Source organism: Lentzea sp. NBRC 105346 (assembly GCF_030269605.1).
Taxonomy (GTDB): domain Bacteria; phylum Actinomycetota; class Actinomycetes; order Mycobacteriales; family Pseudonocardiaceae; genus Lentzea.
On sequence record NZ_BSTQ01000009.1, the window covers coordinates 20,664 to 35,832 of the forward strand.

General features: G+C 68.3%; 13 protein-coding genes. 3 read left to right on the top strand and 10 right to left on the bottom strand.

The features are described 5' to 3' along the window. Positions 1-27: 27 nt before the first annotated feature. The 4 genes from QSK35_RS20035 to QSK35_RS20050 form a co-directional block, all read right to left on the bottom strand. Entirely contained in the window at positions 28-735 is a 708-nt protein-coding gene (locus tag QSK35_RS20035; RefSeq protein WP_285748346.1) for a type 1 glutamine amidotransferase, read from the bottom strand. Continuing rightward, a complete protein-coding gene (locus tag QSK35_RS20040) occupies positions 728-1,975 on the bottom strand; it encodes a Mur ligase family protein (protein ID WP_285748348.1) in 1,248 nt (415 codons plus the stop codon). The genes QSK35_RS20035 and QSK35_RS20040 overlap by 8 nt, the downstream gene beginning before the upstream one ends. Before the next feature lie 10 nt (positions 1,976-1,985). After that, positions 1,986-2,465, bottom strand: a complete 480-nt coding sequence (locus QSK35_RS20045) for a helix-turn-helix domain-containing protein (protein ID WP_285748350.1) — start codon at positions 2,463-2,465, stop codon at positions 1,986-1,988. Between the two features lie 212 nt (positions 2,466-2,677). Continuing rightward, the gene (locus QSK35_RS20050; protein WP_285748352.1) at positions 2,678-4,525 is read right to left on the bottom strand and encodes an LCP family protein; all 1,848 of its coding nucleotides are present in this window, start codon (positions 4,523-4,525) and stop codon (positions 2,678-2,680) included. Between the two features lie 153 nt (positions 4,526-4,678). On the opposite strand from QSK35_RS20050, the gene QSK35_RS20055 reads away from it, so the two are divergent. After that, a complete protein-coding gene (locus tag QSK35_RS20055; protein WP_285748923.1) occupies positions 4,679-7,603 on the top strand; it encodes a glycine--tRNA ligase in 2,925 nt (974 codons plus the stop codon). 55 nt (positions 7,604-7,658) lie between these two features. Here QSK35_RS20055 and QSK35_RS20060 read toward each other — a convergent pair whose 3' ends face one another. The 4 genes from QSK35_RS20060 to QSK35_RS20075 form a co-directional block, all read right to left on the bottom strand. Then, complete coding sequence (locus QSK35_RS20060; RefSeq protein ID WP_285748353.1) at positions 7,659-8,444, bottom strand: chitosanase; 786 nt, start codon at positions 8,442-8,444, stop codon at positions 7,659-7,661. A gap of 99 nt (positions 8,445-8,543) precedes the next feature. Further along, a complete protein-coding gene (locus QSK35_RS20065; protein WP_285748355.1) occupies positions 8,544-9,335 on the bottom strand; it encodes a chitosanase in 792 nt (263 codons plus the stop codon). A 129-nt stretch (positions 9,336-9,464) separates the two neighbouring features. Then, on the bottom strand, positions 9,465-10,235 hold the full coding sequence (locus QSK35_RS20070) for a chitosanase (protein WP_285748357.1): 771 nt from the start codon (positions 10,233-10,235) through the stop codon (positions 9,465-9,467). 162 nt (positions 10,236-10,397) lie between these two features. Then, complete coding sequence (locus tag QSK35_RS20075) at positions 10,398-12,152, bottom strand: S8 family serine peptidase (protein ID WP_285748358.1); 1,755 nt, start codon at positions 12,150-12,152, stop codon at positions 10,398-10,400. Positions 12,153-12,331: 179 nt separating this feature from the next. On the opposite strand from QSK35_RS20075, the gene QSK35_RS20080 reads away from it, so the two are divergent. Next, positions 12,332-13,438, top strand: coding sequence for a sugar ABC transporter substrate-binding protein (locus QSK35_RS20080; RefSeq protein ID WP_285748360.1), 1,107 nt, complete (start codon positions 12,332-12,334; stop codon positions 13,436-13,438). Between the two features lie 4 nt (positions 13,439-13,442). Here QSK35_RS20080 and QSK35_RS20085 read toward each other — a convergent pair whose 3' ends face one another. After that, entirely contained in the window at positions 13,443-14,183 is a 741-nt protein-coding gene (locus QSK35_RS20085) for a hypothetical protein (RefSeq protein WP_285748363.1), read from the bottom strand. 42 nt (positions 14,184-14,225) lie between these two features. Continuing rightward, positions 14,226-14,576 (bottom strand): hypothetical protein, encoded by a 351-nt coding sequence (locus tag QSK35_RS20090; protein ID WP_285748365.1) that lies wholly within the window; start codon positions 14,574-14,576, stop codon positions 14,226-14,228. 234 nt (positions 14,577-14,810) lie between these two features. Here QSK35_RS20090 and QSK35_RS20095 point away from each other — a divergent pair, with 234 nt between their 5' ends. Next, positions 14,811-15,023, top strand: a complete 213-nt coding sequence (locus QSK35_RS20095) for a cold-shock protein (protein ID WP_285748367.1) — start codon at positions 14,811-14,813, stop codon at positions 15,021-15,023. The last annotated feature ends 146 nt before the right edge of the window (positions 15,024-15,169 follow it).

Here is a 15,169-nt window from a genome sequence, read left to right on the forward strand (position 1 = left end):
AAATCGAGCTGGTGACCTCGGGCTGAGTCAGCTCGCCGCGCGCTGCCGTTCGTTCCGCAGCCGGGTGACCGCGGGCAGGTCGAGCGGGGCGGGCTTCGTGCCCGTTGCCCACTCGATCAGCAGGTCGGCCAGCTGCGGGTTGCGGGGGAGCACCGGGCCGTGCAGGTAGGTGCACACGATGCGCCCCTGCACGGCGCCCTCGACGCTGCCGTCGTTGCCGGTGCCGACCTTGACGTGCGCCAGCGGTTGCGCGGCCGGGCCGAGGACCGTGCGGCCCTGGTGGTTCTCGAACCCCGTAAGCACGCCCTCGAACAGGTTGTTCGCGGGCGTGGCCAGCACCTCGCCGATCGCGCGGCTGCCACCGGCGTGCGACGTGGAGTCGATCAGGCCCATGCCGGGGTGCGTGACGTTGTCCGCGCGGGTGAACGACTCGCCGAAGATCTGGATACCGGCGCACACACCGAGCACGACCGCGTTCTTCGTGACCGCGCGCTGCAGGCCGGGGTGCTCGCGCAGGTGCTTGACCGCGAGGGTCTGCGCGGTGTCCTCGCCGCCGCCGACGACGTAGATGTCGCAGCTGTCCGGGACCGGCTCGCCGAACATGACGGGCACGATCTCGGCCTTGATGCCGCGCCACGTCATGCGCTTCTCGAGCACGACGGCGTTGCCGAAGTCGCCGTAGGTGCCCAGAAGGTCAGGCAGCACGAGTGCGATCTGGACTGTGGACTCACTCATCAGCGGCTGCCCTGGCATTCAAGTCGCGGAAAGCGGTGTAGTTGGCGATGACCTCGACGTCGCCCTGCGGCATCTGGTCGATGGCCTTCAGCGGGTCCGGCACGATCGTGTGCTCGACCTCGGCGTAGGTCAGGCGGACCGCGAGGTCCGTCGCACGTTCACCCGATGCGATGACCGTGCGGCCCTGGAGCTTCTCGAACGGGACGTCCCACAGCCACGACAGGTCGCGGCCGTCGGCCTCCTGCGCGTTGATCACCAGGACGGCCGGGTGGTCGGCCTCGCGGACGACCGTGAGGGTCTCGCTCCAGCCCGCCGGGTTCTTGGAGAGCAGCAACCGGGCGCTGCGGCCGTTGCGCTGGATCGTGCGGTAGCGGCCCGAGACGTTGGAGACGCCACGCAGGCGGCGGACCGCCTCGTCGACGGGAACGCCGACGGCGTGGGCGGCCGCGGTGGCCATGACGGCGTTGGCCTGGTTGAACTTTCCGGGCAGGCGCAGGCCGAGCTCGACCTTGGTGCCGTCCGGGGTGATCAGGGCGTTGTCGGCGGTGACCCACTGCGGCCGGGGGCGCTTGAGGTCGCAACCCGTGCAGTGCCAGTCCTCGCCCGACCAGCGGATCGGGTCGCCGCACCGCGGGCAGCTCGCCGAGTCCTGGTGCCAGCCGGTGCCGGTCGCGACCCAGACGACGTTCTTCGCGTCGTAGGCGGCGGAGGTGACCATGACGTCGTCGCAGTTCGCGACGATCGTGGTGCCTTCCAGGGCATTGATGGCGGTGCGCAGCGACCGCTCGATCGTGCGAACCTCGCCGACGCGGTCGAGCTGGTCGCGGCTCAGGTTCAGCAACATCGCGACCTTCGGGCCGCTGGCGCCCGCGACCGCGGGGAAGTAGCCCTCGTCGCACTCCAGGACGGCGTAGGGGGCGTCGGGCTGCTTCGACAGCGCTGTCACGTGGCCGTCGGGCATGTTCGCGCCGCTGTGGTTCGTCGCCACCTCGCCGAGCGCGGAGACCGCGCGCGCCAGCATCATCGTGCTCGTTGTCTTGCCGTTGGTGCCGGTGACAACCGCGACGGTGCGGCCCTGGGTGAGACGGGCGAGGGCCTGCGGGTCCAGCTTCAGCGCGATGCGGCCACCGATCATGCCGCCGGCGCCGAGGCCCATCTTCTGCGACAGCTTGGAGCTCATGTTGCCCAGCCGCACGGCGGCGGCGGTCCGCAGGGGCAGGCGGGCGGGCGAATCGTTCACCCCGGCGACTCTACCGGGACGCTTTTCCCACGCCCCTAAGGGTCCTGATCAGTTCGACGGTGCTGAGCTGGCACAACTGGGCCAGGTACTCGAGTGCGGGCAGGTCGAGGTGCACTTCGCGGGTGTGGCCCGGCGCCAGCTGGTGCAGCCGCCCCTGTGCCCACCTGCGCAACGGCATCAGGTGCGTGCTGTCGTCCGCCGCGATCGCGTCGAGGTTCAACGTGAGGTGGCCGGCCGGCGTGTCCCCGAAGACGCGTTCGTGGACGCGGGCCATCACCTCGTGCGCCGGGATGTCCAGCGCGTGGCAGATCTCGACGAGTCGCACCACCGAACACTGACGCGTGCCCAGCTCGTAGGTCGCCAGCGTCTGCAGCGAGATCTCGGTCTGCAGCCTGGAGTTCAGTTCCTTGCGCGTCCAGCCGCGCTGCTTGCGGAGGGTGCGGAGCTCGTCGCCCAGCACCCGCTGGTACGCCACTGTGTCGATCTGCACCCTGTTCCTCCACCCTGTGAGCGGGTTTCACGGTGATGGAAGGCGCGAGTGCTTCGCCGCTTACGCAACTTACTAGGAGAATCCCCCGAATGGGCGATAACTCTCTACTCTCGGTATGAGTTAGGGCAGCCCACGGCCGGTCGCCGCGGTCGAGGTGAGTGCCGTTAGGGGCACCCTTGAGACGCGAGACGTCGCAAGGGTGCCCCTGCCGGTCAGTTCACGCAGCGCACGCCGTCCGCTGTGATCGGCGGGGGTGGTGTCGCGGGCTGCTGGCGGGCGGTCCCGTCCAGTTGCACGAGCTTCTTCGGCGCCATGCCCTGCGCGCCGGGCCCGGAGTAGTCGGAGCCGACGAAGACCCGCACGCGGCCGGCCGGGACGTTGGCGTCCTCGCGCACGTTCATCCCGCCCAGCGCCTTCTGGACCGCCGCCGCGGCGGCCTCGCCGCCCTTGCCGTACTTCACCACCGACGTGGCCATGTTGCTGTCCGCGTTGGCCGCGTCACCCTCGGCGAAACCCTTGGCCACCAACGACTGCAGCACCGCGCCCGCGAGTCCGGCGACACCGGAGGCGTTGCGCACGTCCACGATGACCGTTTTCGGGTCGACCTTCGAGTCACCGGCGTCGGGCGACGTCGAGGCAGGCGTCTTGCCGAGCTCCTTGACGAACTTCTTCACGTCGCCGTCGTCGACCTCGATGGCGACGCCGTCCTCCTTCGTCTGCAGTTCCGGCGTGCCGGTCGGGATCGTCTGGAACGACATGTTGCCGCCCGTCATGTCCTTCATCTGCAGCGCGAACTTCGTGATGTCCCAGCCGGGGTCCAGCACGATCGACTTGGTGACGGCCTTGATCAGGTCGCCGCGTTTCTGCGAGTCGGTGAGCACGCCGGCGGAGAGCATCTTCTTCGCCAGGCCCGCCATGAACACCTGCTGGCGCACCACGCGGTCCAGGTCGCCCATCACCAGGCCGTGGCGCTGCCGGACGAACGCGAGCGCGTCGCGGCCCTGGATGGTCTGCTGGCCGGCCGGGAAGTTCGCGCCGGAGAACTTGTCCTTCACCGGCGCGTTCAGGCAGACGTCGACGCCGCCGATCGCCTTGGTGATGTCGTAGAAGCCGACGAGGTTGACCTCGGCGTAGTGGTCGATGGTGGCGCCGGTGAGGTTCTCGACGGTCTTGATGAGGTTCTTGGCGCCTTCCTTGCGGGACTCCATCTCCTTCTTGGCGGCGTCCCGCTCGCCCTGCAGCCTCTCCATCGCGGCGGCCTTGCCGTAGCCGTACGCGGAGTTGATCTTGTGCCGCCCGTAGCCGCCGGCGATCTGCACGTAGGAGTCGCGCGGGAACGACACGGCGTACGCCTTGCTGCTGTCGTTCGGGATGTGCATCATGATCAACGTGTCGGTGTTGAGCCCACCGCTCTCGCTGTCACCGGCCTGCAGCTCGTTCAGGACCTCCTGCGGCAAGGGGTTGCCCTTGGCGTCGGTGCGGCTGTCCATGCCGACGAGCATGATGTCGATCGCGCCGTCGGCGGGCCGTTCGCCGCCGCCTTCCTCGCCGATGACGTCCTGCGTGGTGAGGCCGTCCTGCAGGGCCTTGATGTTCTTCCACGCGATGCCGGTCACCAGCAGGATCACCGCGGACAGCAGGCTGACGAACACCTTGCCGGTGTTCGAGGCGCCGCGGGCGGCACCGCTCGGCCGGCGCGGCGGGGGAGCCGGGCGGCGGGCCGGGGCTTTCGGCTTGGCGGGCGGGGTCTTCACGGTCGGGCGGTCCGCGATGGTGCTGCGCCGGGGCGGCGCTTCCGAGCGGCTGGCCGACGTCGTGCGGCGCGGCGGTTCGGATCTGCGCGGCGGTTCGGCCTTGCGCGGGGGTTCGGCCCGGCGCGAAGACTCGCGCGGCGGCTCGCGGCGGGGCGGTGGTTCCCGGCGCGGGGGCTCGGAGCGGGGTGGTTCGGAGCGCGGCGGCACCTGCGGCCGGCGCGGCTGACCCGCAGGTGGGCGCGGGTTCGCCGATGGTCGCCTCGGGAACCCGCTCGGTTCACCGGATCGCGGCGGCCGGTTCTCCACACCCACTCCTCTCAGGCCTTTGTGAATACCCCAGAAGGACGCGGCGGATGTCCCCCAGGTTGTGCAAAGGGTGACACAGTGGCCGATGACACGTATTCGTGGGCCCTTGACCAGCGGTTTTGAGGCGTTCGTAGACTCGTGGCCGTGCTGACGATGCAGGACGCGCTGCTCGCGCTGACCAAGTACTGGACCGATCGCGGCTGCATCGTGGTGCAGCCCTTCAACACCGAGGTCGGAGCCGGGACGCTGAACCCGGCGACGGTGCTGCGCGTGCTGGGTCCCGAGCCGTGGCGGGTCGCTTACGTGGAGCCCAGCGTGCGGCCCGACGACGCCCGGTACGGCGAGAACCCGAACCGCCTGCAGACGCACACCCAGTTCCAGGTGATCCTCAAGCCGGACCCCGGCAACTCGCAGGAGCTCTACCTCGGTTCGCTGGAAGCGCTCGGCATCGACGTGCGGGCGCACGACGTGCGGTTCGTCGAGGACAACTGGGCCTCGCCCGCACTCGGCGCCTGGGGCCTCGGCTGGGAGGTCTGGCTGGACGGCCTGGAGATCACCCAGTTCACATACTTCCAGCAGGCCGGCGGCCAGACGCTCGACCCGGTGTCGGTGGAGATCACCTACGGCATCGAGCGGATCATGATGGCGCTGCAGGGCGTCAGCCACTTCAAGGAGATCGCGTACGCGCCCGGCATCTCCTACGGCGAGGCGTTCGGCCAGTCCGAGTACGAGATGTCGCGGTACTACCTGGACGACGCGGACGTCGAGGCCAACAAGCGTCTCTTCGAGGAGTTCGCTCAGGAGGCGCGGAGCATGCTCGACGCGCGCCTGCCCGTGCCCGCGCACAGCTTCGTGCTCAAGTGCTCGCACATCTTCAACGTCCTGGACGCCCGCGGCGCGATCAGCACCACCGAACGCGCCCGCGCGTTCGGCCGGATGCGTGGTCTCGCACGGGAGGTCGCCGCGCTGTGGGCGGAACGCCGGGCGGAGCTCGGTCACCCGCTGGGGCTTGCCGAGTCGCCGGCGCTCGCGCCCGCGCCTTCGTCCTTTGTGGACGTTTCCTCGGCGGAGACCCTGTTGTTCGAGATCGGGACCGAGGAGCTGCCGCCGCACGAGGTCACCCGGACCATCGACGCGGTGCGCCAGGCCGTGACCGGCAAGCTGGCCGCGACGCGGCTGACCCACGGCGACGTCACCGTGCACGGCACGCCGCGCCGGATCGTCGTGCTGGTCGACTCGGTGTCGCCGCGTGAGCCCGATGCCGAGCGCACGGTTCGTGGTCCTCGCGTGTCGGCCGCTTTCGATGCCGACGGTCAGCCCACCAAGGCCGTGCAGGGCTTCGCCCGCGGTCAGGGCGTATCCGTCGACGATCTCGGTCGCGTCGAGGAGAACGGCGTCGAGTTCGTCGCGCTGGTGAAGACCGACACCGGTCGCGGCGCGGTCGAGGTGCTCAGCGGGCTGCTCGCGGAGGTCGTCGCCGAGCTGCGCGCCGAGAAGAACATGAAGTGGAACGACCCGAAGCTGTCGTTCACCCGCCCGATCCGCTGGCTGACCGCGCTGCTCGGGTCGACGCCGGTGCCGGTTTCGGTGTCGTCTTTGTCGGCGTCACCTGAGACTCGCGTGCATCGCACCGCCGCGTCGCCGGTCGTTTCGGTGTCCACTGCGGACGGTTATTTGGACTTCTTGGCGCAGCACGACATCGACGCCGACGCCGCGGTGCGCCGAGCGAAGATCATCGCGCGGGCCGACGAGCTGGCCGCGTCGGTCGGCGGCGTCGTGGAGTACGACGGCGTGCTGGACGAGGTGACGAACCTCGTCGAGTCGCCGACGCCGATCCTCGGTTCGTTCGAGGAGCGCTACCTCGAGCTGCCCGGCCAGATCCTCACCACCGTGATGCGCAAGCACCAGCGGTACCTGCCGGTGCGCACCGCGGACGGCGCGCTGCTGCCTCACTTCGTCGCTGTGGCCAACGGATCCGTCGACTCCGGCCTGGTCCGCGCCGGCAACGAGGCCGTGCTGCGCGCCCGGTACGAGGACGCCGCGTTCTTCTGGCGGGCCGACCTCAAGACGCCCCTGGACGAGATGAAGAGGGGCCTCCTGAAGCTCACGTTCGCGGACAAGCTCGGCTCGATGGCGGACCGCGCGGACCGCATCGCCTCCCTCGCGGACCGCCTGGCCCAGCACGTGTCCGTCGACCGCGACACGCTGCGGCGCGCCGGTCAGCTCGCCAAGTTCGACCTCGGCTCGCAGATGGTCATCGAGCTGTCGTCGCTGGCGGGTGTGATGGCCCGCGAGTACGCCGCGCGGGCGGGAGAGACCCCCGAGGTCGCGCAGGCGCTGTTCGAGATGGAGCTGCCCCGCTCGGCGGGCGACGCGCTGCCGTCTTCGGTGCCTGGTGCGGTGCTGGCGCTGGCGGACCGGTTCGACCTGCTGGCGGGCCTGTTCGGCATCGGCGCGAACCCGACCGGCAGCTCCGACCCGTTCGGCCTGCGCCGCGCGGCGCTCGGTGCGGTGAGCATCCTGCGCGCGTTCCCCGAGTTGCGTGAGATCACGCTGACCCGCGCGTTTTCGCTTGCCGCGGAAGGGCTTGAGGTGTCTGCCATGGACACCGCGCGCGAGTTCACCGTGCGGCGGTACGAGCAGCAGCTGCTGGACGCGGGCAACGACCACCGGTTCGTCAACGCCGTGCTGCCGCTGGCCGACTCGCCGGTGCTCGCCGACGAGACCTTGGCGGATCTGACGAAGCTCGCCGGCGACCCCGAGTTCGCGTCGCTGGTGGCCGCGCTGCAGCGGGTGCGCCGGATCGTGCCCGCCGACGTGGCCGCGACCTACGACCCGTCGGTGCTCGTCGAGCCGGCGGAAGTGGCGCTGCACAAGGCTTTCTCGGACCTGGCGGAGCGTCCGGCCGGGCTGGCGGCGTTCGCCGCGGCGGCCGGTGCGCTGACCGCGCCGATCAACACGTTCTTCGACGAGGTGCTCGTGATGGCCGAGGACGAGAAGGTGAAGGCGGCGCGGCTGGGTCTGCTGGCGTCCATTAGGGACTACGCCGCCCCGGTGCTCGACTGGTCGCAGCTGTAGGACGGTCGTGAGTGGTTTCCGTTGCCATGGCGACGGAAACCACTCACGAGCTCTGTCACTTGATCTCGAACGACTCGCCGTAGACCTTCCAGCGCAGCGGCGTCCTGAGGTCGAGGTTGCCCGCCCTCAGCCAGACGCGCTGTGCGGTGTCGATGCGGCTCGTGTCCTCGTGGGCCGGTTCCTGCTTCATCGCCCACACGCGGGCATCCATGAACGCGTTGAGCCACGCCGTCTCGCTGCCGCCCATCGTCGGCGGCTTGGCGTGGGCGAGCGCTCGGTTGCGGATGCTCCTGAAGCTGGTCCGGTCATCACCGTTGCCGTGCACGACGAAGGTGTCGTAGTAGGCGAACTGGCCGAGCGCACGGAGACCGTCCAGTTTGGCCGCGGTGACCGCCGGGTTGAAGTACACGCGGTCCCGTTCGGACTCCTGCGAGTCCTTGAAGATCCAGTCCCTGGCCGCGGTCTTCCAGTCCGCGGTGAAGGTCGGATCGAGACCCTCGTGCGAGTCGGTGCCGTTCACCTTGCGCAGCGCGGGAAGGTACTTCTCCAGCACGTTCGCGACGGGCTTGCGCTTGGCGTACAGCTCCACGAGGTCGAGCATGTCACCGGTGCCGGAACAGAAGCCGATGATGCCCGCGGTGTAGCCGCGACCGTCCTTGATGTCCTCGATGTAGCCGAACTGGGCGCGCCAGTTCAACGAGGAGTTCTCCGCGCTGGACACGATCTGCATCGCGATGTCCTTCATGCGGGGTTCGGCGAGGTCGGAAGCCGAGGCCGTGCCGGTGGAGGTGAGGGTGACGGCCGCAACGAGCGCAGCCGTGAGCCAGGCGGTGATCTTCACGAATTTCCTTTGAGCACAATGAAGTGGGCTCGGCGGCGACTGCGGGGAAGATAGCAAACGGGCCGCCGCTGACGCGACGGCCCGTTCACGGACATCGTCTCACTTGATCTCGAACGACTCGCCGTAGACCTTCCACTTGAGAGGCGTCTTCAGGTCGAGGTTGCCGTTCTTCAGGAACACCCGCTGGGCGGTGTCGACCCGGCTGGTGTCCTCATGCGCCTGCTCCTGCTTCATCGCCCACACGCGCGCGTCGAGGAACGCGTTGAGCCACGTGACCTCGTTGCCGCCCTGTGCCGGGGGCTTCGCCTTGGCCAGGGCGCGCTTGCGGATGCTCGAGAAGCTGGTCTTGTCGCTGCCGTCACCGTGCATGACGATCGCGTCGTAGTAGGCGAACTGTCCGAGCGCGCGCACGCCGTCCTTCTTGGCCTGCGACACGGCCGGGTTGAAGTACACCCGGTCCCGTTCGGACTCCTGCGCGTTCTGGAAGGCCTTGTCCTTGGCCGCGGTCTTCCAGTCCTTGGTGTAGTTCGGGTCGAGACCCTTGTGCGAGGACGTGCCGTTCACCTTGCGCAGTGCGGGAAGGTACTTCTCCAGCACGTTGCCCGGCTTGCGCTTCGAGTACAGCTCGACGAGGTCGAGCATGTCTCCGGTACCGGAGCAGAAGCCGATGATGCCCGCCGTGTAGCCGCGACCGTCCTTGATGTCCTCGATGTAGCCGAACTGGGCGCGCCAGTTCAACGAGGAGTTCTCCGCGCTGGACACGATCTGCATCGCGATGTCCTTCATGCGCGGGTCGTTCAGGTCGGGAGCGGCGGAGGCGGTGCCCGACGTGGTGCCGACGAGCGCCACGCAGGCCAGCAGAGCGGCCGCGATGCGGCCTGAGATCTTCACGGGATTTTCCTCCGGGCGGATGGGTTCAGGGGACCCGGCGGCGACTGATCGAAAGTTACCGGTCCATACCTCTAACAGGCAAGAGTCTTAACCATTTCGGTAACCCTTTACAGCGGGCGAAACGGACAACTAGGAGATCTCGTAGCTCTCGCCGTAGACCTGCCAGCGCAGGGGCGTCTCCAGGTTGAACTTGCCCTCGTTGAGGAATCGGCGCTGCTCGGTGTCCACGCGGCTGGTGTCCTCGTGGGCGGGTTCCTTCTTCATCTCCGCCACGCGGGCGTCGAGGAACGCGTGCAGCCACGTAGCTTCGTCGCCGCCCTGGGATGGTGGGACGGCTCCCGACTGCAATGCGTCGTTGCGGATCGACGTGATGCTGCCGTGCATGACGTAGGCGTCGTAGTAGGCGAACTGACCGAGAGCGCGCAGTCCGTCGTTCTTGGCCTGCGACACGGCGGGGTTGAAGTAGACGCGGTCACGTTCGTGTTCCTGTGCGTCCCGGAACGTCTGGTCCTCAGCGGCCGCACGCCAGTCGTCCGGGTAGTCCGGGTCCAGGCCCTCGTGCGAGTCCGAGCCGTTGACGGACTCCAGGGCCGGGAGGTACTTCTCCAGCACGTTGCCCGGCTTCCACTGGCCGTACAGGCGCACCAGGTCGAGCATGTCGCCCGTGCCGGAACAGAAGCCGATGATGCCGGCGGTGTAGCCGCGTCCGTCGTCGATGTCCTCGATGTACCGGAACTGACCGCGCCAGTCCAAAGTGGAGTTCTCCGCACTGGACACCAGCTGCATCGCTATGTCTTTGAGGCGCGGGTCGGTCAGGTCCGCCGCGGAGGCGGTGCCGGTGGTCGTGAGCAGGGCGGCGACCGAGATGACGACGGCCGCGAGCCTGGGCAGCGTTTTCACAGGGACTCCCAATGCTTTCCGGGGACAACCCGGCGGCGGCGCGACGACGGTAACTGGCCCAGACCTGTATTGGAAAGGCTCTTAACTATTTGTGGAATCGTTTACACGACCGGAAAAGAAGAAGGCCCCCAGGAAGCCTGGGGGCCTTCGTTCGGCTTGCGGTTACAGGAAGTCCCTGCCGCGGGTGACGGCGCCGTAGGCGTCGACCATGCCGCGACCGTAGAAGCCGTTGAACTTCGTGTCACCCTCGCAGGTGGCGTCGAACTCGGCCGGACGGCCCTCGTTCGCGTACGACACCGTGCGCGGGTTCGGGCACGCGCGCTGGATGGCCGTGCCGTACAGCACCGACTCGACCTTGTCCGGGGACAGGGTGAGGGTGCCGGGGTGCTTCTTGTCGTTCTTGCCGTACTGGCTGACGATCAGCGCCGCGACACCGGTGGCGTGCGGAGCGGCCATCGAGGTGCCCTGCAGGAACTGGTAGTAGCCCACCTGGTCACCGGTGACGACCTTCTTGACGCCCGCGGCCTCGCCGGCCGGGGTGACGTTGCCCGCGGCGTCGACGTTGCCGTCGGCGATCGCCACGTTCTTCGGGTACGTCGACAGGATCAGGTTCTCGTTCGTGCGGAACCACGGCGTGCCGAAGCCGTCGCGGAAGTAACCACCCGGCGCGGAGATCGCGGCCTGCTCGAGACCGTAGTTCGAGTAGTCCGCCTTCGCCGTCGAGGGGCCGAGCGCGACCACCGAGATCACGTGGTCACCCTCGGTCGGGAGGTTGAGGCACGTGGCGTTGTCCACCGGGCGCGGCCGGTTGTGGCCGGGCGGGTAGTTCGGCGACTGCGTGTCCTGGCGCGGCTTGCCCAGGTCCTCGTGGTTGTTGCCCGCCGCACCGATCAGCGTGACGCCCTTGTTGTGCGCGTAGTTCAGCGCGCGCTGGACGGACTTGATGATGGTGCGCTGCTCCAGCTGCTCCTCCGGCGTGGCCGTGGAGTCGTTGAGGCAGTTCATGTACCACGGGTCGACGTAGAACGACATGTTCACCACGTCGATGCCGACGTCCGCGCTGTAGGTCAGCGCGTCGACCACGGGCTGCAGGAAGAACGAGCCCGCGTCCTGGCCGGCGCGGACGTTCACGATCGACACGTTCGGCGCGACACCGGAGACGCCGGAGCCGTTGGCGGCGGCGGCGATGGTGCCCGCGACGTGCGAGCCGTGGCCGCCGTCGTCCCAGTTCGCCGGGTCGACACAGCCGCGGAACTCACAGGGGCCGTCGAAGTCGTTGCCGTCGGAGTCCTTCGGGATGTCGACGGTGAAGTTGCGCGACAGCTCGTTGTTGAAGTTCGGCGCGATGTCGGGGTGCGACCCGTCGACACCGGTGTCGATGATGCCGACGTAGACGCGCTTGTCACCGGCCTGCTTCTTGCGGGCGATGTCCGAGCGGGTCAGCTTCAGGCCCCACAGGTACTGGTCGTCCAGCGGGTCGAGACCGGCGGTGGCCGCCTGGGTCTTGGCCGGAGCGTTCGCCGGAGCGGTCTTGTTCTCCTTCTCGACCTCGTCGCGCTTCGCGGCCGGCTTCTGCGCGGACTTGGCGACGGGCGAGTGGCCGATCGGCTTGGCGTGCGCCGCGCCGGCCACCGCGTCGGTCGCCGAGACCCGCTCGACGAAGCCCTGCGCGGGCGCCTTCACGGTCAGCAGGCCGACCGCGGCGTTCTCCTTGGTGACCTCGCCGCCGGACGCCTTGATCGCCTTCACGGCGGCGTCACGGCTGGCGCCGTCTTCTACGAGGACGGTGTACTCGGTGGTCTTCTCCTGGCCAGCAGACACGGTCGGCGCTGCCCCCGCCGCCTGTGCTCCCACGGCGATCAGCGACAGCGTGGTCGCCACCACCAGCGCCGAAGGAACGGTTCTGCGTGTTCTCACCTGAGCTCCTCACAACCGATGCACGAGGGCGACACCCTGACACGGGAAAAGACCCGCGCGTTAGCGCCTTTCGTAGGAGGTCGCAACTGTAGTCGATCAGAAACGGACGGTGATGGGCACTGTGAAAGTAAGACCGGAATCTTGACTTAACACATATGCAAGTAGTGAAGTCCGCATTCATGCGAAGACCAGCAATGGTGCTGGCGGGTTCACTGGTACTTCTGCTCTCGGCGTGCGGCCAAGCGGGGCAGAGTGGTGGACCCGCGACGACCACGCGTGCCGCGAAACCGATTGTCGGAGTGATCCTGCCCGACAAGACGACGTCCGCGCGCTGGGAGGAACAGGACCGGCCGTTGCTCAGTTCGGCGTTCAGCTACGCCGACATCGAGCCGTTCATCGAGAACGCCGAGGGCGACGAGGGCAAGTTCGCTTCCATCGCCGACGAGATGGTGCGGCGCAAGGTCAAGGTCCTCGTGATCACGCCGCTGAGCGCCGAGGGCGGCCTCAACGCGCAGCGCAAGGCGAAGGCCGCGGGCATCCCGGTCATCGACTACGACCGCGTCACGCTGGGCGGCCAGGCCGAGTACCACGTGGGGTTCGACAGCGTGAACGTCGGCGCGCTGCAGGCCGACGGGCTGATGCAGTGCCTGGGCAACAAGCCGGGCGCGCAGATCATCGAGATCGAGGGCGCGCCGTCGGACCACAACGCCACGCTGTTCTCGCAGGGACAACGGTCGCGGCTCGGCTCCAAGTACGACAACGGCACGCTGAAGCTGGTGAAGTCGCAGCCGGTCCAGGACTGGGACAACGTCCTCGGTGGACAGTTGTTCGAGCAGATCCTCGACGGCAACGGCGGCAAGGTCGACGGTGTGGTCGCGGCCAACGACGGGCTCGCGGGCGCGGTCATCGAGGTGCTCAAGCGCAAGGGGCTCGCGGGCAAGGTCCCGGTGACCGGTCAGGACGCCACTGTGGACGGTCTGCGCGCGGTGTTGCGTGGCGAGCAGTGCATGACGGTCGACAAACCCGTGCGGACCGAGGCGGAGGCGGCCGCACGGCTCGCCATCGCGATCGCCCGCGGTGACCAGAACGGCGCCGACGACCTGGCGACGGGAAACATGCGCGACCCGGTCGCGAAGCGCGACATGAAGGCGGTGCTGCTGGGCGCCACGGCGATCACCAGAAACACCGTGCGGACGCTCGTGACCGCGGGTGTCGTGAAGCCGGCGCAGTTGTGTGAAGGGGATGTGGCGAGGTTCTGCGCGGAGCAGAACATCATTGTCAGCTGACCGGTCAGTCAGGTAAGTCGTGGCGTCCGGAGATGAACTCCTGCACCGCGATCTTCGCTTTGATGATGGGCTGGCGCAGGCGCGCCTCGCGGCGATAGGCGCGGGCGAGCTTGCGCGAGCCCTCCGTGTAACGCCAGCGCGCCCACGGTGAGCCGGGTCTGGCCAGCCGCACGGCGCCGATCGCGGGCACGACCGGCAGCAGCACCCCGAGCAGGCCGGTCCAGATCTTGCCCTTGAGCAGCGCGACGATCGCGAAACCGAGGTTGACCGCGATCGCGGCCATGCGCAGCAGCCACGCGTCCAGCGGCGTGGACTCCGGGTCGAGATCCAGGAAGTCGTCGTAGCCGAGCGGCCGCGCGCCGAGCAGGAAGAGTCCCGTCAAGCCGATCGCGAGGAACACCGCGTCCACGCTGAGGCGCCCCGCGTTCGTCCAGTACACGTCGCGCAGGTGCAGGATCAGGGCGAACTCGTCGAGCACGAGCGCGGCGCCCACGCCCAGCATCGCGGCGAACGCGTTGCGTAGTCCGCCCAGGTCATCGGGGATGACGAGCCCGCCCACGCTGGACACGAGCAGCAGCACGGTGCCGAAGACCACGTGGTGGACGTGTGTGTCGCCCGCCACGATGTTGCCCGGCCACCAACGCACCTTCGCCCGGATCAGGCGCACGCTGATCCGGATGAACACGAACGTGAGAACGAGCCCGACGAAGAAGAACAACAGCCGGGAACTGCCGGAGCTGAGCAAGCAACGCCCCCTGGAGCCAACTGGGGCATCCAGGTTACGCCACTAGAAGCTGACGCCACCCTGGATATCGCGCGCCTGGACCACTTTGCCGTGCACGGTGCCGGAGATCTGGTTCGTGACGCCGCCGGTCTCGGCGTGCAGCTGCACCGCCGCCCACTCGGCCCGCAAACGCTTGCCGAACTCCGGGTCGGCCTGCTCGGCGCGTTCGAGGTGCTCGCTGAGCTCCTGGACCTCCGGCGAGTCCTCCGCCGCCTCGGTGAGCTGCTCCGCGGCCTCCAGGGCGGCCGTCGCGTCCGGGTCGTCGGAAAAGCGGTCCTTGACGTACTGGTAGAGCCCCACCACCGCGCGTCCCGCCAGCGCGGCGGCGATCGAGACGAGAACGGGTTCAGGCATTACAACCTCCAGTGGTCAAGATCTGACGGTAGCAGCGTGAAGGCGGCTCGACTGAGGCCACCTCGTCGTGGTTGACTGTCGGAGGTCGTACGTTTCTGTGTTCGTGTTTCACCACGCTCGCGGAACGAAGTTGCGGACGTGGTGCTTTCCTCCAGGTACCGGAGAAGTGGCCGTTCGAACTTGACCCGGTGGTCGCGAGCGCGATCCGGCACCTGTTAGAGGAGAAGTAGCAAGATGGCAGTACAGGGCACCGTCAAGTGGTTCAACGCGGAGAAGGGCTTCGGCTTCATCTCCCCCGACAACGGTGGCGCCGACGTGTTCGTCCACTACTCGGAGATCCAGACCAACGGCTACAAGAGTCTGGACGAGAACCAGCGGGTGGAGTTCGAGATCGGCCAGGGTCAGAAGGGCCCGCAGGCTCAGGCTGTCCGGCCGCTGAACGCCTGATTTAGCTCGGCTAGGTCGCGAAGGCCGTCGTCCCCTCGGGGGGCGGCGGCCTTCGCCGCGTCGCGGGCACATCACCGGCTTCCTGCCGGTTGCGTAGGCCGGATCGTCCTTGCTGATGATCCGCAACGGTGGTGGCGCGCCTAGCG

Coding starts and splice junctions, on each gene's coding strand:
- QSK35_RS20035 (WP_285748346.1), bottom strand. CDS start 735: ATGAGTGAGTCCACAGTCCAGATCGCACTCGTGCTGCCTGACCTTCTG.
- QSK35_RS20055 (WP_285748923.1), top strand. CDS start 4,679: ATGCAGGACGCGCTGCTCGCGCTGACCAAGTACTGGACCGATCGCGGC.
- QSK35_RS20080 (WP_285748360.1), top strand. CDS start 12,332: ATGCGAAGACCAGCAATGGTGCTGGCGGGTTCACTGGTACTTCTGCTC.
- QSK35_RS20090 (WP_285748365.1), bottom strand. CDS start 14,576: ATGCCTGAACCCGTTCTCGTCTCGATCGCCGCCGCGCTGGCGGGACGC.
- QSK35_RS20095 (WP_285748367.1), top strand. CDS start 14,811: ATGGCAGTACAGGGCACCGTCAAGTGGTTCAACGCGGAGAAGGGCTTC.